We start from the raw sequence: 14,931 nt of genomic DNA, 5'->3' as shown, positions 1-14,931 counted from the left end.
TTTTTCGTCGTCTTCCCCTCCCCTCCCCTACCCTTTCCCCCCACCCCCCCCCCCCCCCCCCCCCCCCCCCCCTCCCCCCCCCCCCCCCCCCCCCCCCCCCCCCCCCCCCCTCCGCCGTGGTCGGTCCTTGGCGCCGCGGTCAGTCCTTGGCGAGGACGAACGACACCTTGGCCGCGCCCAGGCCGTCCAGCTTCGCCTCGACCAGATAGGTGCCCGCGGCGGCGGTCTTGGCGCCCTTCGGGGTCGCGCAGTGGGCGGCGGTGCGCTTGCGGTCCCATTCCACGGTGCGCTTGGTCTCACCGGAGGCGGGCACCTCGATCAGGGCGGTGGCGCTGCCCTCGGGGCAGTCGTCCGAGGCCCAGACGTGCGCGTTGTCCGCGTCCGTGATGGTGAGGGAGGCGGCCGCCCGGCCGAAGTCCACCGCGCAGGAGCTGTTCGAGGAGTTCTTCACGGTGATTTCGAACGTGGGCTTCTCATCCGGCTCGTAGGTGTTCTTCACCTTCGCGTCCTTGACGCTGTGCACCGTCAGCTCGATATCGCCGCGCTTGCACTCCGGCAGGCTCGACCCGACGGGCAGCCCCCGGCCGTCCCCGTCGCCGAGTCCGTCGCCGGTTCCGCCGGTGGCCCCGGAGCCGCCCGAGGTGCCGTCGCCCGCCGCGCCGCCGGACCCGGTGCCCGTACCGCCGTCGCCGCCGTCATCGGAGCCGGAGCCCGAACCGGGGCTCGAACCGGGGCCCGTGCCGCCGGTGTCCGACTCGTCGCGCCCGCCCGGCCGTTCGCTGTTCACGGGCCCGGAGGAGGTAGGTCCCGGGGTGATCGTGCCCGCGGGTCCGCCGCCGCCCGGCCCCTTGCCCTCGTCGCTTCCGCCACCGCCCGAACCACCCCAGCCGAAGGCCCAGATGACGAGCAGCGCGATGAGGGCGAGCAGGGCCAGCGCAACAGCCCTCCGCCGCCAGTAGATGGAGGAGGGAAGCGGCCCGATCGGATTGCGCAGAGATCCCACGCGGAAACTCTACGAGAGATCGACGCCCGCACCCGCCAATAACCGCCGCCGGACTCCCTACTTTTCTCATCATCCGACCGGATCGGCCACCTGGGCGACAACGGCCCGGGCGGTTCCCGGCCGCCCGCCGCGCAACCTCACCTGAATTGCGCCGTTTCGCTCGGATCTGCCCCAGCTCGACCCGAACGCCCGCGCCCTCGGCCCCCATCGGGCGTCCCGTCGTGCCAGGATCGGATGTGATGACTGCCATTTCCGCCGCCCCGGCCGCCGCAACCCCGACCCCCGACGGTGCCGAGCTTCACCGGCCCGTCATCGACTGGTTCGACGCCCACGCCCGCGACCTCCCCTGGCGCCGCCCGGAGGCGGGGGCGTGGGGTGTGATGGTCAGCGAGTTCATGCTCCAGCAGACGCCGGTGAGCCGCGTGCTGCCGGTGTACGAGCAGTGGCTCGCCCGCTGGCCGCGCCCCGCCGACCTGGCCGCCGAGCCACCCGGTGAGGCGGTCCGCGCCTGGGGCCGCCTCGGCTATCCGCGCCGCGCGCTGCGGCTGCACGGCGCGGCGGCGGCCATAAGGGAGCGGCACGGCGGTGACGTCCCCGGGGACCACGCGCAGCTGCTCGCGCTGCCGGGGGTCGGCGAGTACACGGCGGCCGCCGTGGCCTCGTTCGCGTACGGACAGCGCCACCCGGTGCTGGACACCAACGTCCGCCGGGTGTTCGCACGGGCGATCGGCGGCGTCCAGTACCCGCCGAACGCCACCACCGCCGCCGAGCGCAAGCTCGCCCGCGCCCTGCTGCCGGAGGAGGAGCGGACGGCGGCGCGCTGGGCCGCGGCCACGATGGAGCTGGGCGCGTTGGTGTGCACGGCGCGCACGCCCGACTGCGCGCGCTGCCCCATCGCGGCTTCCTGCGCCTGGCGCGGGGCCGGTTCGCCGGAGCACGACGGCCCACCGCGCCGCACCCAGACGTACGCCGGGACGGACCGTCAGGTGCGCGGCAAGCTGCTGGCGGTGTTGCGGGAGGCCGTCGCGCCGGTGCCGCAGGCGACGCTGGACCGGGTGTGGAACGAGCCGGTCCAGCGGGCCCGGGCGCTCGACGGGCTGGTCTCCGACGGCCTCGTCGAACCGCTCGCGGGCGGCCTCTACCGGCTGCCGCTGACCTGATCCCAAAACCCCTGTCACCCGCCCCGGTTCACGGCCTCACCAGGACTTCTGTGACAGAGCTGTGACAGTCCCAGGACCCGGTTCCGACACTCCGTCGAACCGGGTTCCGCTGTTACACAACCTATGGGTAGCTGTGCGTTTGCCGAGGTGCTGATGCACATGGCGCCGCAACAGCGCCTCCGTAGCGTCCTTCCCGTGCCGGACGACAGCCGGCACCCAACGGCGGGGAAGACAGCGGAAATGGGGGCTGCACCATGAGCAGCAATGTTCTGGATTTCGAGGAGTACGTGCGCAACCGGCAGGACGCGCTGCTGCGCAGCGCCCGTCGGCTGGTTCCGGACCCGATCGAGGCACAGGACCTCCTCCAGACCGCGCTCGTGCGCACCTACGGCCGCTGGGACGGGATAGCCGACAAGTCCCTCGCCGACGCCTACCTCCGCCGCGTCATGATCAACACCCGTACCGAGTGGTGGCGCGCCCGCAAGCTGGACGAGGTGCCCACCGAGCAGCTGCCGGAGTCCAGCGTCGACGACGGCACCGAGCAGCACGCCGACCGGGCCCTGCTGATGGACATCCTCGGAGTGCTGGCTCCCAAGCAGCGCAGTGTCGTGGTGCTGCGACACTGGGAGCAGATGACGACGGAGGAGACGGCGGAGGCGCTCGGTATGTCGACCGGCACGGTCAAGAGCACGCTGCACCGGGCGCTCGCGCGGCTGCGGCAGGAGCTGGAGAGCCGCGAGCTGGATGCCCGCGCGCTCGGCCGCGAGCCGGCGGGCAAGCCCGCCGCCGCGAAGCCGCTCCGGGCGGGGAACCAGGTCCGGCGTGACCGCCAGGAGCGGGGGCAGGAACGGTGCGCGGCCTGATCAAGGCCCCTCCTGGCAGGACCGCCATGATCAGCGGCGGCGCGGTCGTGGGCCTCGCGGCCGCCGGGGGCTGGATGCTGGCCGGATGCGCCGGTGGCAGCCAGGGCGTACGTACGGAGGGCCCGGCGCGCACCCAGTGGACGGCGCCCTCGGCGCAGGACAAGGGCTCTTACGCGGGCGGCTCGACGACCAAGCCCCCCGCGGTGCAGAAGGCCGACGCGGTGCGGCTGATCAAGGAGGACCCGAAGGTCGGCCGGGACCTGAAGTCGCATCTCCAGCCGTGCACGGAGAAGGCGGGCAAGGAAAAGCCGGTCAAGGGCTATCCCGTGGAGGTGGCCCGGGGGAAACTGACCGGACCCGCTGCGTCCGATCTCGTCATCAACGTCACGACCTGCGACGATGGCTTCGGCATCGGCTCGTATGTGTACCGCAAGGTGGGGCAGCGGTACGAGAACGTCTTCCGCGACGAGCAGCCGCCGGTCTACGCCGACGTCGTCAAGGGCGATCTGAGCGTCACCAAGCTCAGTTACGCCTCGGGGGACACCGTCTGCTGTCCCTCGCGCGAAGATGTGATCACCTACCGTTGGGCGGCGAGCAGGCAGGCGTTCCTGGTGACCCGGCACAAGCACACGGACTACAGCAAGGGCAGCCCCACGGACGAGCCCGCTCCCAGCGCCTCCGCGACGGACGGCGGCGGCGAGGACGACGGAACGGAAGGCTGAACCGAGGCTGTGGCCGAAACCCATGTGCTCTTCGTCGAGGACGACGACGTCATCCGCGAGGCCACCCAGCTCGCTCTGGAGCGCGACGGCTTCCTGGTGACCGCCGCGCCCGACGGGCTGACCGGGCTGGAGCGGTTCCGGGCCTCCCGGCCCGACATCGCCCTGCTCGACGTGATGGTGCCGGGCCTGGACGGGGTCAGCCTGTGCCGCCGGATCCGCGACGAGTCCACCGTGCCCGTGATCATGCTGTCGGCCCGCGCCGACTCGATCGACGTGGTGCTGGGCCTGGAGGCCGGGGCCGACGACTACGTCACCAAGCCCTTCGACGGCGCCGTGTTGGTCGCCCGCATCCGGGCCGTGCTGCGCCGCTTCGGCCACGCCAGCGGCCCCGGCGGCCGCGGCGGCGAGCAGGCGGGGCCCGAGGAGCCCGAGGGCGGAGTGCTGCGCTTCGGCGATCTGGAGGTGGACCCGGAGGGCATGGAGGTCCGCAAGGGCGGTGAGCCGGTCGCGCTGACGCCGACCGAGATGCGGCTGCTGCTGGAGTTCTCGACCGCGCCCGGCACCGTGCTCTCCCGCGACCGGCTGCTGGAGCGGGTGTGGGAGTACGGCTGGGGCGGGGACACCCGGGTCGTGGACGTCCACGTCCAGCGGCTGCGCGGCAAGATAGGCCAGGACCGCATCGAGACGGTCCGCGGCTTCGGCTACAAGCTCAGGGGCTGAAGCAGGACCATGGTGAGACTCGCGCTCCGCTCCGGACTGCGCTGGAAGGTCAGCCTGGCGATCGCCGCGGTGAGCGCGCTGGTCGCGGTCGCGCTGAGCCTCGTCGTCCACAACGCGGCCCGGGTCTCGATGCTCGACAACAGCCGCACGGTGATGGACGAGCGGGTCAAGGTCGCCCAGAAGTGGTACGAGGAGTCCCGGGTGCTGGGCTTCGGCGCCAAGCTGGACGACCCGCGGCTGCCCGAGGACCTGCGGAAGTTCGCGGCGCGCGGGCAGCGCGCCACCTTCCTCGAGGACTCCGGCACCGGCAGCCCCGAGGTGTGGGCGTCGGTGCCGCTGCGCGACGGCAAGGTGCTCTCCGTCCACACCCGCTTCCAGGACCGCTTCGCCGTGCTGGACGATCTGGACCGGGTGCTGATCCTCGGCTCGGTCTCCGTGGTGCTGGGCGGGATCGCGCTCGGCGTGCTCATCGGCGACCAGCTCTCGCGGCGGCTGCGCAAGGCCGCCACCGCGGCCCGCAAGCTCGCCGAGGGCGACTCCGAGGTGCGGGTACGGGACGCCATCGGCGGCCGGGTGCGCGACGAGACCGACGACCTGGCGCGCGCCGTCGACGGCATGGCCGAGGCGCTGCAGGAGCGGCTGGAGGCGGAGCGGCGGGTCACCGCCGACATCGCGCACGAGCTGCGCACCCCGGTCACCGGGCTGCTCACCGCCGCCGAGCTGCTGCCCCCTGGCCGCCCCACCGAGCTGGTACGGGACCGGGCGCAGGCGATGCGCACGCTGGTGGAGGACGTGCTGGAGGTGGCCCGGCTGGACGGCTTCGCCGAGCGGGCCGAGCTGCAGGAGATCGACCTCGCCGAGTTCATCACCCGCCGGGTGCGCGTGGTCGCCCCGGACGCCGTGGTCACGGTGGCCCGGGACGCCCATGTCTCCACCGACCCGCGCAGGCTGGAGCGCATACTCGGCAATCTGCTGGCCAACGCCGCCCGGCACGCCAAGCCGCCGTTCGAGATCACCGTGGAGGGCCGGGTGCTGCGGGTCCGCGACCACGGGCCCGGCTTCCCGGAGTCGCTGCTGAAGGACGGGCCGAGCCGGTTCCGCACCGGCAGCAAGGACCGGGCGGGCAAGGGCCATGGACTGGGCCTGACCATCGCCGCGGGCCAGGCCCGGGTCCTGGGCGCGCGGCTGACGTTCCGTAACGCGGATCCGGCGGTGGAGGGCGAGGACGGCGCGGTGGCGGTGCTCTGGCTGCCGGAGTCGGCGCCCACCAACACCGGCAGCTTCCCCGTCATCGACGTCCCGGACTAGCCGTCGAGGCCATGGACTAGCCGGTGCAGCCGTCCCACGGCTGGTCGAAGTCCATCTCGGCGCGGGGCTGGGTGAACGAGAACCAGTTGCCGGAGTCGTCGCGGAGCAGCGCCTCCGTGCCGTACGGCCGCTCCTGCGGCTCCTGGAGGAACTCCACGCCCTTCGCCTTGAGCGCCGCGTAGTCCCCGTGGACGTCGTCGGTGGTCAGCACCCCGGCGCCGAGCACGCCCTTGGCGACCAGCCTCTTGATCGCCTCGGCCGACTCCGGGTCGAGGCCCGGGACGCCCGGCACCATCAGGGTGAGCTGCACATCCGGCTGGTCCTTGGCGCCGACGGTGAGCCAGCGCATGCCGCCGTCCCCGCCGATGCGCATGTCGGTCCTGACCTCGAAGCCCAGCTTCTCGGTATAGAACTCCTTCGCCCGGTCCTGGTCGAGGACCCAGATGGTGACGATGGACATTCCTTTGATCATTGCCGCCTCCGCAGATACCGGGGGATACCGGGATGGATGGAACGCTTTCGCGTCATCGCCACGGTAGGCAGCGCGGGGGCGGCCGCGCTTCTCAAGAGTTGCGGTCCTCGGCCCCGGCCTCGCTCCCGGCCCCACTCCCGGCCCCGTCCGCGGCGTCGATCCCGCCGTACCAGAGCATCGCGTAGCACCCCGGTATGAGCGCCGCGCCGCGGCCGACGTGCCGGTCCCGGTAGGCGCTGGGGGTGAGCCCGGTCTGCTTCTTGAAGCTGGTCGAGAAGGTGCCCAGGCTGCTGAATCCGACCAGCGTGCAGATCTCCGTGACCGACAGATTGGCCGAGCGCAGCAGCTCCTCGGCCCGCTCGATCCGGCGGCGGCTCAGATACTGGCCGGGGGTCGAGCCGTAGACCGCCTTGAAGGCGCGGATGAAGTGGTAGCGCGAATACCCGGCGTACGCGGCGACCGCGTCCAGGTCGAGCGGCTCGGCCCAGTCGCGGTCCATCGCGTCCTTGGCGAGGCGCAGGCGGCGCAGATGCGCCAGCCGTGCCTCGCCCGGCGTGGTCACCATGGCTCTGATGGTGGCACGCCCCACCGACAAGGGCCGACGGCCCCGCACGCCGGACGGCCCCGGCGGTGTGCCGGGGCCGTCCGATGCGGTGCGTCGTCAGGAGGCGCGTGGTCCCGTCGCTCAGACGGGTTCGGCGACCGGCTTCGCGTCGGCCGGGCTGTCGCCGCCGTCGGCGGGCTTGGCGGCACTGCGCAGCGGGACCTCCTTGATGAACCAGGCGGCGATGAAGCCGACGACGCTGATCACCGCGCCCCACAGGAACACCTGGTGCGCGCCGCTGGCCACGGCGTGGAGGTAGGCGTCCTTGATGGCCGGGGGCAGCTTCGCGATGCTGCCCGGGTCGAGCTGGGCGCTGCCGGAGGTGGCGGCCGCCGCCTTCCCGCCGCCCCGCTCGGCCATGGTGTCGTTCACCTGGTTGGTGAACAGGGCGCCGAGGATCGCGACGCCGAAGGAGCCGCCGAGGGTGCGGAAGAGGGTGGCGGAGGAGCTGCCGACGCCCATGTCCTTCATCTCGACGCTGTTCTGCGCGATCAGCATGGTCGTCTGCATGAGGAAGCCCATGCCCGCGCCGAGCACCGTCATGTAGATGCCGGAGGTGAGGCGGGTGGTCTCGGTGTCCATCTGCGCCAGCAGGAACATGCCCGCGGTGATCAGGAAGCCGCCCATGACCGGGAAGATCTTGTACTTGCCGGTCTGGGTGGTGACCCGGCCCGCGATCAGCGAGACGGCCATCATGCCGAGCAGCATCGGGAGCAGCAGCAGCCCGGAGTTGGTGGCGCTGGCGCCCTGGACGGTCTGCTGGAAGAGCGGCAGGAAGGTCATCGAGCCGAACATCACGAAACCGGTGAGGAAGCCGATGACGGTGACCAGCGAGAAGTTGCCGATCCGGAAGATGTGCAGCGGCAGTACGGGCTCGGCGACCCGCTTCTCGACGAACAGGAACGCGGCGAGCGCGGCCACACCGAGCACCCCGAGTCCGATGATCTCGACCGAGTCCCAGGCGTACTCGTTGCCGCCCCAGGTGGTGAGCAGCACGAGCGCGGTGATGCCCACGGTCAGCAGGGCCGCGCCGGTGTAGTCGATCCGCCCCTCGAAGCGCTTCTTGGGCAGGTGGAGCACCGCGCTGATCGCGAACAGGGCGATCGCGCCGAGCGGGATGTTGATGTAGAAGATCCAGCGCCAGCCGAGGTGGTCGGTGAGGGTGCCGCCGACCAGCGGGCCACCGATCATGGCCACGGCCATCACACCGGCCATCATGCCCTGGTAGCGGCCACGCTCACGCGGCGGCACCAGATCACCGATGATCGCCATCACGCCGACCATCAGACCGCCCGCGCCCAGGCCCTGGATGGCCCGGAAGCCGATCAGCTGACCCATCGTCTGGGCCATGCCGGACAGGGCCGAGCCGACGAGGAAGAGGGCGATGGAGGAGAGGAAGATGCCCTTGCGGCCGTACATGTCGCCGAGCTTGCCCCAGATGGGGGTCGAGGCGGCGGTCGCCAGGGTGTACGCGGTCACCACCCAGGAGAGGTGGTCGAGCCCGCCCAGTTCACCGACGATGGTCGGCATCGCGGTGCCGACGATCATGTTGTCGAGCATCGCGAGCAGCATCGCGATCATGAGAGCCAGGATCACCACGCCGGTGCTGTGGGTCTTCGGCTCCTTGCCCGGCTTGCCCGGGGCGGCCTGAGCGGTGCCCTGTGCGGGCAGGGAAGCGGGTGGCGCTTCACCTTCTGATTTCTTCTGGGACATGATCTCCACTCCCCCTGGTTACGACGAGCTCCGGTGACGCGCCACTTACTTGCCGCCCGGCTAGTTGAGTACAGTAGGAAAGGTAAGACGTCTACTAGCCGGGCGTCAAGTAAGTTATGTTCGGCCTGCTCAGAGGGCTGGCCCCACCCCCACAGGAGAGCATCTTGGGCAGCACACCGCGCCGGGGCGACACCCGTCAGCGCATCCAGGACGTGGCCCTGGATCTCTTCTCCCAGCGCGGATACGAGAAGACATCGCTGCGCGAGATCGCCGAACAGCTCGATGTCACCAAGGCCGCGCTCTACTACCACTTCAAGACCAAAGAGGACATCGTCCTCAGCCTCTTCCAGGACCTGAGCAAGCCCCTCGACGAGCTGATCGCCTGGGGCGAGCGGCAGCCCCGCACGCTGGAGACCAAGCGCGAGCTGCTGCGCCGCTACAGCGCGGCCCTGGCCGACGTCGAACCGCTGCTGCGCTTCATGCAGGAGAACCAGGCGACGGTGCGCGAGCTGAGCATCGGCCAGATCTTCAAGGACCGGATACTCGCCATGTCCGCCCTCATCCGCGACCCGAACGCCAGCATCACCGACCAGGTCCGCTGCACCACCGCGCTCTTCAGCATGCACGCGGGGCTCTTCGCGATGCAGACGATCGAGGGCGACCCCGAGGAGAAGCGGCAAGCCGTCCTCGAAGTCGCCCTCGATCTTCTGACCCAGGCGCACGCGCCAGCGGAGCGCCTGGGCGACCGGTAACGCCCGAGGGAGAGTGGGCGGACCGGTCAGATCTTGACGCCGTGGGCCCGCAGGAAGGTCAGCGGCCCCACGGCCGAGCCGTAGTTCGGGGTCGTACGGATCTCGAAGTGCAGATGCGGGCCGGTCGTGTTGCCGGTGTTGCCGGACAGGCCGATCCGCTGGCCGGTGGTCACGCTCTGGCCTATTCGCACGTCGATCCGGGAGAGGTGCGCGTACTGCGAGTACGTCTTGTCGTCGTGCTTGATCACGATGGCGTTGCCGTACGCGGGGCCGTCGCCGCCGCCGTTCGGGCCCGCCTTGACGACGACACCGGTGTGCGCGGCCCGCACCGGGGTGCCGGAGGGCACCACGAAGTCCTGGCCGCTGTGGTTGTGCGACCACAGGTTGCCCGCCAGACCGAAGGCGGCGCCCAGGACGTACTTGGCGACCGGGGTCTCCCACGTGTCGGCCTTCTTGGCCTCGGCGCGGGCCTTCGCCGGGCTGCCGGTGGCCGCGGCGTCCGCCGCGAACGTCACACCGGCGCCGAGCACGAGCGAGGCACCCACGCCCACGGCGATCACGGCGGCGCGGGCCCGCGCGAGGGACGGATGCGAATGCGGATAACGACGGGTGGTGGCGCGCGGGGCCATAGGGGACTACCTCCGGGAATGCAGGAAGACGACGCCCCTTGGTATCCCGTTCGCGCGATATGGCCAAGATGCCCCGCTACTAAGCGGTTACGTACTTCAGGCCCCTCCGGTGTCGTTTTCGGCGCGGAATTCCAACCCCTCTGACCTGCCCATACGCCCGATAACCGGCCAATTCCTAATTTCCGTAGTAGGTCAGGGACACCCTGTGCCGCATATCACCCCGCCCCCGTTTCGCAGGGACTTTCGGGTGTCCGTTTCGGGACCAAAGTCCCCACCCCGCCGCTATGCTGTCCGGCCAGGAGCCACCACTACCGGGGGGAATCGGACGTGGATCCCGCAGTCATCGGCGCGCGCCTGGCGTCCAGCGCCGTCGCGCCGCTCGTAAAGAAGCTGTTCGTGCGGGAGGGGCCGGGCGCGGGGCTGACGGACCAGCCGGTCCGTATCGCGTCCCTCGTCTCCTTCCGGGGCGAGAAGCGCGCGCTCGACCTGAACGACCTGCACAAGCTGGCCGCCCGGCTCGTCGCCCACGCCACCCAGCACGCCGGTCCCGGCGAGCGGCCGTGCCCCGCCGACGAGGACGAAGTGGTCGCCATGCATCTGGCGACGACCCTGCACGCGCTGGGCGACCTCGACATGGACGACGTCCAGGCGGTGCGCCTCGGCCACCGGGCCCTCGCCACCCGGCTCATCGCCACCGCCCTCGACCAGGGCAGCGCCTTTTCACTCAGCCAGGCCGGAACCGTGCTCTACCAGCGCCTCCTGGACACCGCCTGCCTGCACATCCTGCACTTCTTCACCCAGCGCTCGACCTTCGTCGCCCGCACCCTGGTCGAGCAGAGCGGGCAGCTCGGCGAGCTGATCACGAAGATCGACATCCTGATCGAGCGGCTTCCGTCCCAGTCCGCGCAGGACGCCGCGTTCGAGCGCCGGTACGCCGACTACACGGCTCTGAAGCACGGCACGCTGACCATCGTCGGCATCGACCTCAGCCACTCCGAGGCCACCTGGCCGCTGGACGCCGCGTACCTCAGCCTGGAGGCCATCTCCCAGGACGAGCAGCCGCCCCCCGGCCTCGACGGCGCAGCGCTCACCGCCCTCCCCGCCGACCGGGCGCTCTCCGGCCACGAGCGGGTCCTGCTGCGCGGGGTCGCGGGCTCCGGCAAGACCACCCTCGTGCAGTGGCTCGCCGTCTCCGCCGCCCGGCAGGAGACGCCGCGCGGGCTGGAGCAGCTGATCGGCCGCGTCCCCTTCGTCCTCCCCCTGCGCACCATCGCCCGCCAGGACGCCCTGCCCTCCCCCGCCCGCTTCCTCGCCTCCGTCCACAGCCCGCTGGACGGCGCCCAGCCGACCGGCTGGGCCGACCGCGTCCTCAGCGCCGGGCGCGGACTGCTGCTGATCGACGGCATCGACGAGATCCCCGAACGCGACCGGGAGCGCACCCGCGCCTGGCTGGCCGACCTGCTGATCGCCTATCCCGGCAACCTGTGGCTCGTCACCTCCCGCCCCTCCGCCGTCGCCGACGACTGGCTGGCCGCCCAGGACTTCAGCGAGTTCGCGCTGTCCCCCATGAGCCGCGACGACATGGCCGCCTTCATCGACCGCTGGCACGAAGCGGCACGCCAGACCTGCCGTACGGACGACGAGCGCACCGCCCTCGACGCGTACCGGACCGCCCTCCAAAGGGCCGTCCGCACCAAGCAGGACCTCAGCCGGCTCGCCACCAACCCCCTGATGTGCGGCCTCATCTGCGCCCTCCACCGCGCCCGCCGCGGCTATCTCCCGCCCGGCCGCAAGGCCCTGTACGACGCGGCGCTCTCCATGCTCCTCACCCGCCGCGACACCGAACGCCACATCTACGCCCCCGGCGACGTCCAGTTGGAGGAGGAGCCGCAGATCCAGCTTCTCCAGCGGCTCGCCTACTACCTGATCCGCAACGGCGAGGCCGAACTCGACCGCGACCGGGCCGAGGCCATCGTCGCCGAGGCCCTGCCGTCCGTCCCGTCCGCCCAGCCCCTCGGCGACGCCCCGCGCATCCTGAACCACCTGCTGCTGCGCAGCGGGCTCCTGCGGGAGCCGTCGGTGGGCACCGTGGAGTTCGTCCACCGCACCTTCCAGGACTACCTGGGCGCGAAGGCTGCCGTGGAGGCATGGGACGTGGGGCTGCTGGTCAGCCATGCCGACGACACCCAGTGGGAAGACGTCTTCCGCATGTCGGTCGCCCATGCCCGGCCGCGCGAGCGCGTCGAACTGCTCACCAAGCTCATGGAGCGCGGCAGCGCGCACCCGGCGGTACGGGCCCGGCTCCACCTCCTCGCGATGGCCTGCCTGGAGCATGCGACCGACCTCGACCCGCAGGTGCGCGAGCAGGTGAAGCGACGCGCCGACGAGCTCATCCCGCCCAGAAATTCGAGCGCCGCCCGCGACCTCGCCAACGTGGGCCCGCTGGTGCTCCCCCTGCTGCCGGGGCCGGAAGGGCTCTCCGACGCCGAGGCGGAAGCCTGTGTGATCACGGCGTCGGTCGTCGGCACGGATGCCGCGATCCCGTACCTCCGCCAGTTCTGCACGCATCCCTCTCTCCCCGTCCGTGCCCAACTCGCCGCCAGCTGGCAGCGATTCGACACCGAGCGCTACTTCACCGAGGTGATCTCCCGCCTCTCCCCGGACGGTCTGTACTTCGTCGCCGAGTCGGCCGAGCACCTGCGCATGCTCCAGGACACCGGCCCCCGCCCGATGCTGCTCCTGCGCGGGGACTTCACGGAAGCCGAGCTGCGCGCCGCCCTCGGCCCCCGGCACCTCACCCATCTGCGGCTGGACGACAACGTCGCGCTGGCCGACCTCGGTTGCCTCCGGCACCTGTCGCGGCTGCGCGTGCTCACCCTGACGCGATGCCCCCACATCAGCGACCTGCGCCCGCTGGCGGACCTGGCGCTGACCACGCTGGATATCGCCTCGCGCCAGAACCACTTGTTCTTCGACAACCTCGAACGGCTCACCACCCTGGACCATCTGAGGATCAGGGACCTCGACCGGGAGATCCCGCCCGCGGGCTACCGGCTGCCCCAGCTCACCCGGCTCACCGTCATCTCGCACCGGCGGGACGTGCCCCTGGACTACATCGCCGATTGCTTCCCCGGCATACGCCAACTCCGCATCGAGGCCCAGAAGCCCGACGCCCGCCCCGTCGACCTGGCCCCCCTGCGCGCCCTGCGCCACCTGGAGAGCGTCACCCTCCGAGCCGTACACCCCCTCCGCGACGACGACCTGCCCGGCGTCACGATCCAGCCCCTCCCCCTCCCCCGCCGCCGCGCCGGCATCCCCGCCGAACCGGCCGAGCCCCCGAAAAGCGGATGAAGGCCGGGAAGGGCACCCACTACCGTCCCGGCCATGACGGACGACGACTGGCTGCGGCACAACCGCGCGAACTGGGACGACCGGGTCCGGGTCCACGCCGACAGCGACTTCTACGACCTGCCGGGGTTCCGCGACGGTGCCTGCACCCTGCGCGGCTTCGAGCGGGAGGAGCTCGGGGACACCGGGCTCGGCGCGCTGTACCTCTCGGAGTTCCATCCGCTCACCGAGGCACTGGGGGACGACGGGAAGAGCGTCGAGGTGGACTACTTCGACGACCGGGGCGCGACGTGGGACGAGCCGCACACGTACACCGACGGGCCGCCGCTCGCCCACACCGTCTCCGTGCAGTGGCAGCACCCCCTGGAGGCGGCATGGTGACCCTGCGGGTGCTCGCGGCGGACGACTGGCCGGTGTGGCGGGAGGTGCGGCTCGCCGCGTTGGCCGAGGCGCCGCACGCGTTCACGTCCACGCTCGCGGACTGGCACCGGGGCGGGGAGGAGCGGTGGCGGGACCGCCTGGCGATGCCGGGGGCGTTTCACGTCGTCGCCCTCCGGGACGGCCGGTCCGTCGGGGTGGCGGGCGGGGTGCCCGGGGCGGGTGGGGTCCGGGAGTTGCGGTCGGTGTGGGTCGGGCCCGCGGCGCGCGGCCGCGGGGTCGGGGACCGGCTGATCGGGGCGGTCGAGGGGTGGGCGCGGCGTTCGGGCGGTACGACGCTGACCCTCCGCGTACTCCCGGGCAACGACGCCGCCATCGCCCTCTACCGGCGCAACGGGTTCGTGGACCTGTCGCCCGACGACGTGACCGGGCAGCGGGTGATGGTCAAGGCGCTTCACCGGGCTGGGGGCGGACCGTGAGGATCTGCTGTGCGTGTCCCACCGGGCCGTCGAGGTCGTGCAGGACGGTGCTGGTGATGCCCTGGCCGGTCGGGCCGAAGGCGACGCTGGTGTCCAGTCCGGTCCAGCGGCCTTCGGGCTGCCGGTGGAGGTGGATGGTCAGGTCGACGTTGGGGAACATCCAGTCGGCGGGCGGCTGACGGACGGCGATGCCGTTGGCGGTGTCGACGAGGGCGACGTACGACGCCAGCGGGCTCGCGGTCTCTCCGGCGACGAGGGCCACCTCGGTGGAGAGCCAGACGGTCGCGCGGCCAGGCCGCGGCGGGGCGAGCGGCCGGGTGTCCAGGGTGGCGATGTACCCGCCGGGCCAGACGGTGGACATGTCCCAGGGCGCGAGCGCGTCGGGCGGGGTGAGGCGGTCGGCGCCGCCGCCCGCGACGGCGCCGGTGTCCAGGGTGGTCAGCAGCCAGGCGCGGGCCCGGACCACCGCGCGGTCCCCTATGAGCACGGTGGCTTCGATGAGTTCGATGGTGCGGCCGGGCCGGATGGTCTCCACCCGGATCTCGCACTCCTCCAGGGCGAGGCGCCCGAGGATGTCGAAGCTGATGCGGCTCAGGACCACGCCGGTCCGGTCCGGACGCCCGGCCAGGTAGCGGTCGATGGCGTGGACGATCAGGCCGCCCAGCGGGCTGAAGTGCTGTTCGTCGACAGCCCACGCGCCACCGACGTGGCCGGTGGGCTTGTAGCGGTGTTCGTCGGTGCGCTCGAAGTAGCTGTCCAACGGGTTCCTCCTCGGCGGTC

The 14,931-nt window shown here is 71.7% G+C and carries 15 protein-coding genes; 9 read left to right on the top strand and 6 right to left on the bottom strand.

Annotated features, from left to right (window positions below):
* Window positions 1–139 precede the first annotated feature (139 nt).
* Window positions 140–1,003: a hypothetical protein gene (locus tag ACZ59A_RS42210; RefSeq protein ID WP_470970454.1), complete on the bottom strand. Its 864-nt coding sequence runs from the start codon at window positions 1,001–1,003 to the stop codon at window positions 140–142.
* Window positions 1,004–1,242: 239 nt separating this feature from the next.
* Here ACZ59A_RS42210 and ACZ59A_RS42205 point away from each other — a divergent pair, with 239 nt between their 5' ends.
* From ACZ59A_RS42205 to cseC, 5 genes are all read left to right on the top strand, one after another.
* Window positions 1,243–2,163 (top strand): HhH-GPD family protein, encoded by a 921-nt coding sequence (locus ACZ59A_RS42205; RefSeq protein ID WP_470970452.1) that lies wholly within the window; start codon window positions 1,243–1,245, stop codon window positions 2,161–2,163.
* A 254-nt stretch (window positions 2,164–2,417) separates the two neighbouring features.
* Complete coding sequence (locus ACZ59A_RS42200; RefSeq protein ID WP_470970450.1) at window positions 2,418–3,026, top strand: SigE family RNA polymerase sigma factor; 609 nt, start codon at window positions 2,418–2,420, stop codon at window positions 3,024–3,026.
* Window positions 3,014–3,748, top strand: coding sequence for a hypothetical protein (locus ACZ59A_RS42195; RefSeq protein WP_470970448.1), 735 nt, complete (start codon window positions 3,014–3,016; stop codon window positions 3,746–3,748). The genes ACZ59A_RS42200 and ACZ59A_RS42195 overlap by 13 nt, the downstream gene beginning before the upstream one ends.
* Window positions 3,749–3,757: 9 nt before the next feature.
* The gene (gene cseB / locus ACZ59A_RS42190) at window positions 3,758–4,468 is read left to right on the top strand and encodes a two-component system response regulator CseB (protein ID WP_468054624.1); all 711 of its coding nucleotides are present in this window, start codon (window positions 3,758–3,760) and stop codon (window positions 4,466–4,468) included.
* Window positions 4,469–4,477: 9 nt separating this feature from the next.
* Window positions 4,478–5,776 carry a two-component system sensor histidine kinase CseC gene (gene cseC, locus ACZ59A_RS42185; RefSeq protein WP_468054622.1) on the top strand — a complete coding sequence of 433 codons (1,299 nt, stop codon included), beginning with the start codon at window positions 4,478–4,480 and terminating at the stop codon, window positions 5,774–5,776.
* A gap of 16 nt (window positions 5,777–5,792) precedes the next feature.
* Here the strand turns inward: cseC and ACZ59A_RS42180 are convergent, their stop codons facing one another.
* The 3 genes from ACZ59A_RS42180 to ACZ59A_RS42170 all read right to left on the bottom strand — a co-directional run bounded on the left by ACZ59A_RS42180 (window position 5,793) and on the right by ACZ59A_RS42170 (window position 8,565).
* Entirely contained in the window at window positions 5,793–6,248 is a 456-nt protein-coding gene (locus ACZ59A_RS42180; protein ID WP_470970445.1) for a VOC family protein, read from the bottom strand.
* 91 nt (window positions 6,249–6,339) lie between these two features.
* A complete protein-coding gene (locus tag ACZ59A_RS42175; RefSeq protein ID WP_470970443.1) occupies window positions 6,340–6,813 on the bottom strand; it encodes a helix-turn-helix transcriptional regulator in 474 nt (157 codons plus the stop codon).
* Between the two features lie 120 nt (window positions 6,814–6,933).
* Window positions 6,934–8,565 carry an MDR family MFS transporter gene (locus tag ACZ59A_RS42170; protein WP_470970441.1) on the bottom strand — a complete coding sequence of 544 codons (1,632 nt, stop codon included), beginning with the start codon at window positions 8,563–8,565 and terminating at the stop codon, window positions 6,934–6,936.
* Between the two features lie 164 nt (window positions 8,566–8,729).
* Here ACZ59A_RS42170 and ACZ59A_RS42165 point away from each other — a divergent pair, with 164 nt between their 5' ends.
* Window positions 8,730–9,317: a TetR/AcrR family transcriptional regulator gene (locus ACZ59A_RS42165; RefSeq protein WP_470970438.1), complete on the top strand. Its 588-nt coding sequence runs from the start codon at window positions 8,730–8,732 to the stop codon at window positions 9,315–9,317.
* A gap of 26 nt (window positions 9,318–9,343) precedes the next feature.
* Here the strand turns inward: ACZ59A_RS42165 and ACZ59A_RS42160 are convergent, their stop codons facing one another.
* Window positions 9,344–9,946 carry a M23 family metallopeptidase gene (locus ACZ59A_RS42160; protein WP_470970436.1) on the bottom strand — a complete coding sequence of 201 codons (603 nt, stop codon included), beginning with the start codon at window positions 9,944–9,946 and terminating at the stop codon, window positions 9,344–9,346.
* Between the two features lie 327 nt (window positions 9,947–10,273).
* Between ACZ59A_RS42160 and ACZ59A_RS42155 the strand changes: the two genes are divergently transcribed.
* Genes ACZ59A_RS42155 through ACZ59A_RS42145 form a run of 3 tightly spaced genes read left to right on the top strand, consistent with a single transcriptional unit; the run spans window position 10,274 to window position 14,151 of the window.
* Window positions 10,274–13,297: an NACHT domain-containing protein gene (locus ACZ59A_RS42155; protein WP_470970434.1), complete on the top strand. Its 3,024-nt coding sequence runs from the start codon at window positions 10,274–10,276 to the stop codon at window positions 13,295–13,297.
* Window positions 13,298–13,330: 33 nt separating this feature from the next.
* Window positions 13,331–13,675, top strand: coding sequence for a hypothetical protein (locus ACZ59A_RS42150; protein WP_470970431.1), 345 nt, complete (start codon window positions 13,331–13,333; stop codon window positions 13,673–13,675).
* Window positions 13,669–14,151: a GNAT family N-acetyltransferase gene (locus tag ACZ59A_RS42145; protein ID WP_470970429.1), complete on the top strand. Its 483-nt coding sequence runs from the start codon at window positions 13,669–13,671 to the stop codon at window positions 14,149–14,151. Before ACZ59A_RS42150 ends, ACZ59A_RS42145 begins: the two co-directional genes overlap by 7 nt.
* Here ACZ59A_RS42145 and ACZ59A_RS42140 read toward each other — a convergent pair.
* The gene (locus tag ACZ59A_RS42140) at window positions 14,117–14,911 is read right to left on the bottom strand and encodes a thioesterase family protein (RefSeq protein ID WP_470970427.1); all 795 of its coding nucleotides are present in this window, start codon (window positions 14,909–14,911) and stop codon (window positions 14,117–14,119) included. The genes ACZ59A_RS42145 and ACZ59A_RS42140 overlap by 35 nt on opposite strands.
* Window positions 14,912–14,931 lie beyond the last annotated feature (20 nt).

This window comes from Streptomyces sp. NPDC040405, assembly GCF_055595765.1.
The sequence above is the reverse complement of the archived record's forward strand: the minus strand, read 5'-3'. Positions and strand labels throughout refer to the sequence as shown.

What these genes read in the sequence shown, in the direction of transcription:
- ACZ59A_RS42180 (WP_470970445.1), bottom strand. Translation starts at nt 6,248, where the DNA reads ATGATCAAAGGAATGTCCATCGTCACCATCTGGGTCCTCGACCAGGAC.
- ACZ59A_RS42205 (WP_470970452.1), top strand. Translation starts at nt 1,243, where the DNA reads ATGACTGCCATTTCCGCCGCCCCGGCCGCCGCAACCCCGACCCCCGAC.
- ACZ59A_RS42200 (WP_470970450.1), top strand. Translation starts at nt 2,418, where the DNA reads ATGAGCAGCAATGTTCTGGATTTCGAGGAGTACGTGCGCAACCGGCAG.
- ACZ59A_RS42160 (WP_470970436.1), bottom strand. Translation starts at nt 9,946, where the DNA reads ATGGCCCCGCGCGCCACCACCCGTCGTTATCCGCATTCGCATCCGTCC.
- ACZ59A_RS42170 (WP_470970441.1), bottom strand. Translation starts at nt 8,565, where the DNA reads ATGTCCCAGAAGAAATCAGAAGGTGAAGCGCCACCCGCTTCCCTGCCC.
- ACZ59A_RS42175 (WP_470970443.1), bottom strand. Translation starts at nt 6,813, where the DNA reads ATGGTGACCACGCCGGGCGAGGCACGGCTGGCGCATCTGCGCCGCCTG.
- ACZ59A_RS42145 (WP_470970429.1), top strand. Translation starts at nt 13,669, where the DNA reads ATGGTGACCCTGCGGGTGCTCGCGGCGGACGACTGGCCGGTGTGGCGG.
- cseC (WP_468054622.1), top strand. Translation starts at nt 4,478, where the DNA reads ATGGTGAGACTCGCGCTCCGCTCCGGACTGCGCTGGAAGGTCAGCCTG.
- ACZ59A_RS42150 (WP_470970431.1), top strand. Translation starts at nt 13,331, where the DNA reads ATGACGGACGACGACTGGCTGCGGCACAACCGCGCGAACTGGGACGAC.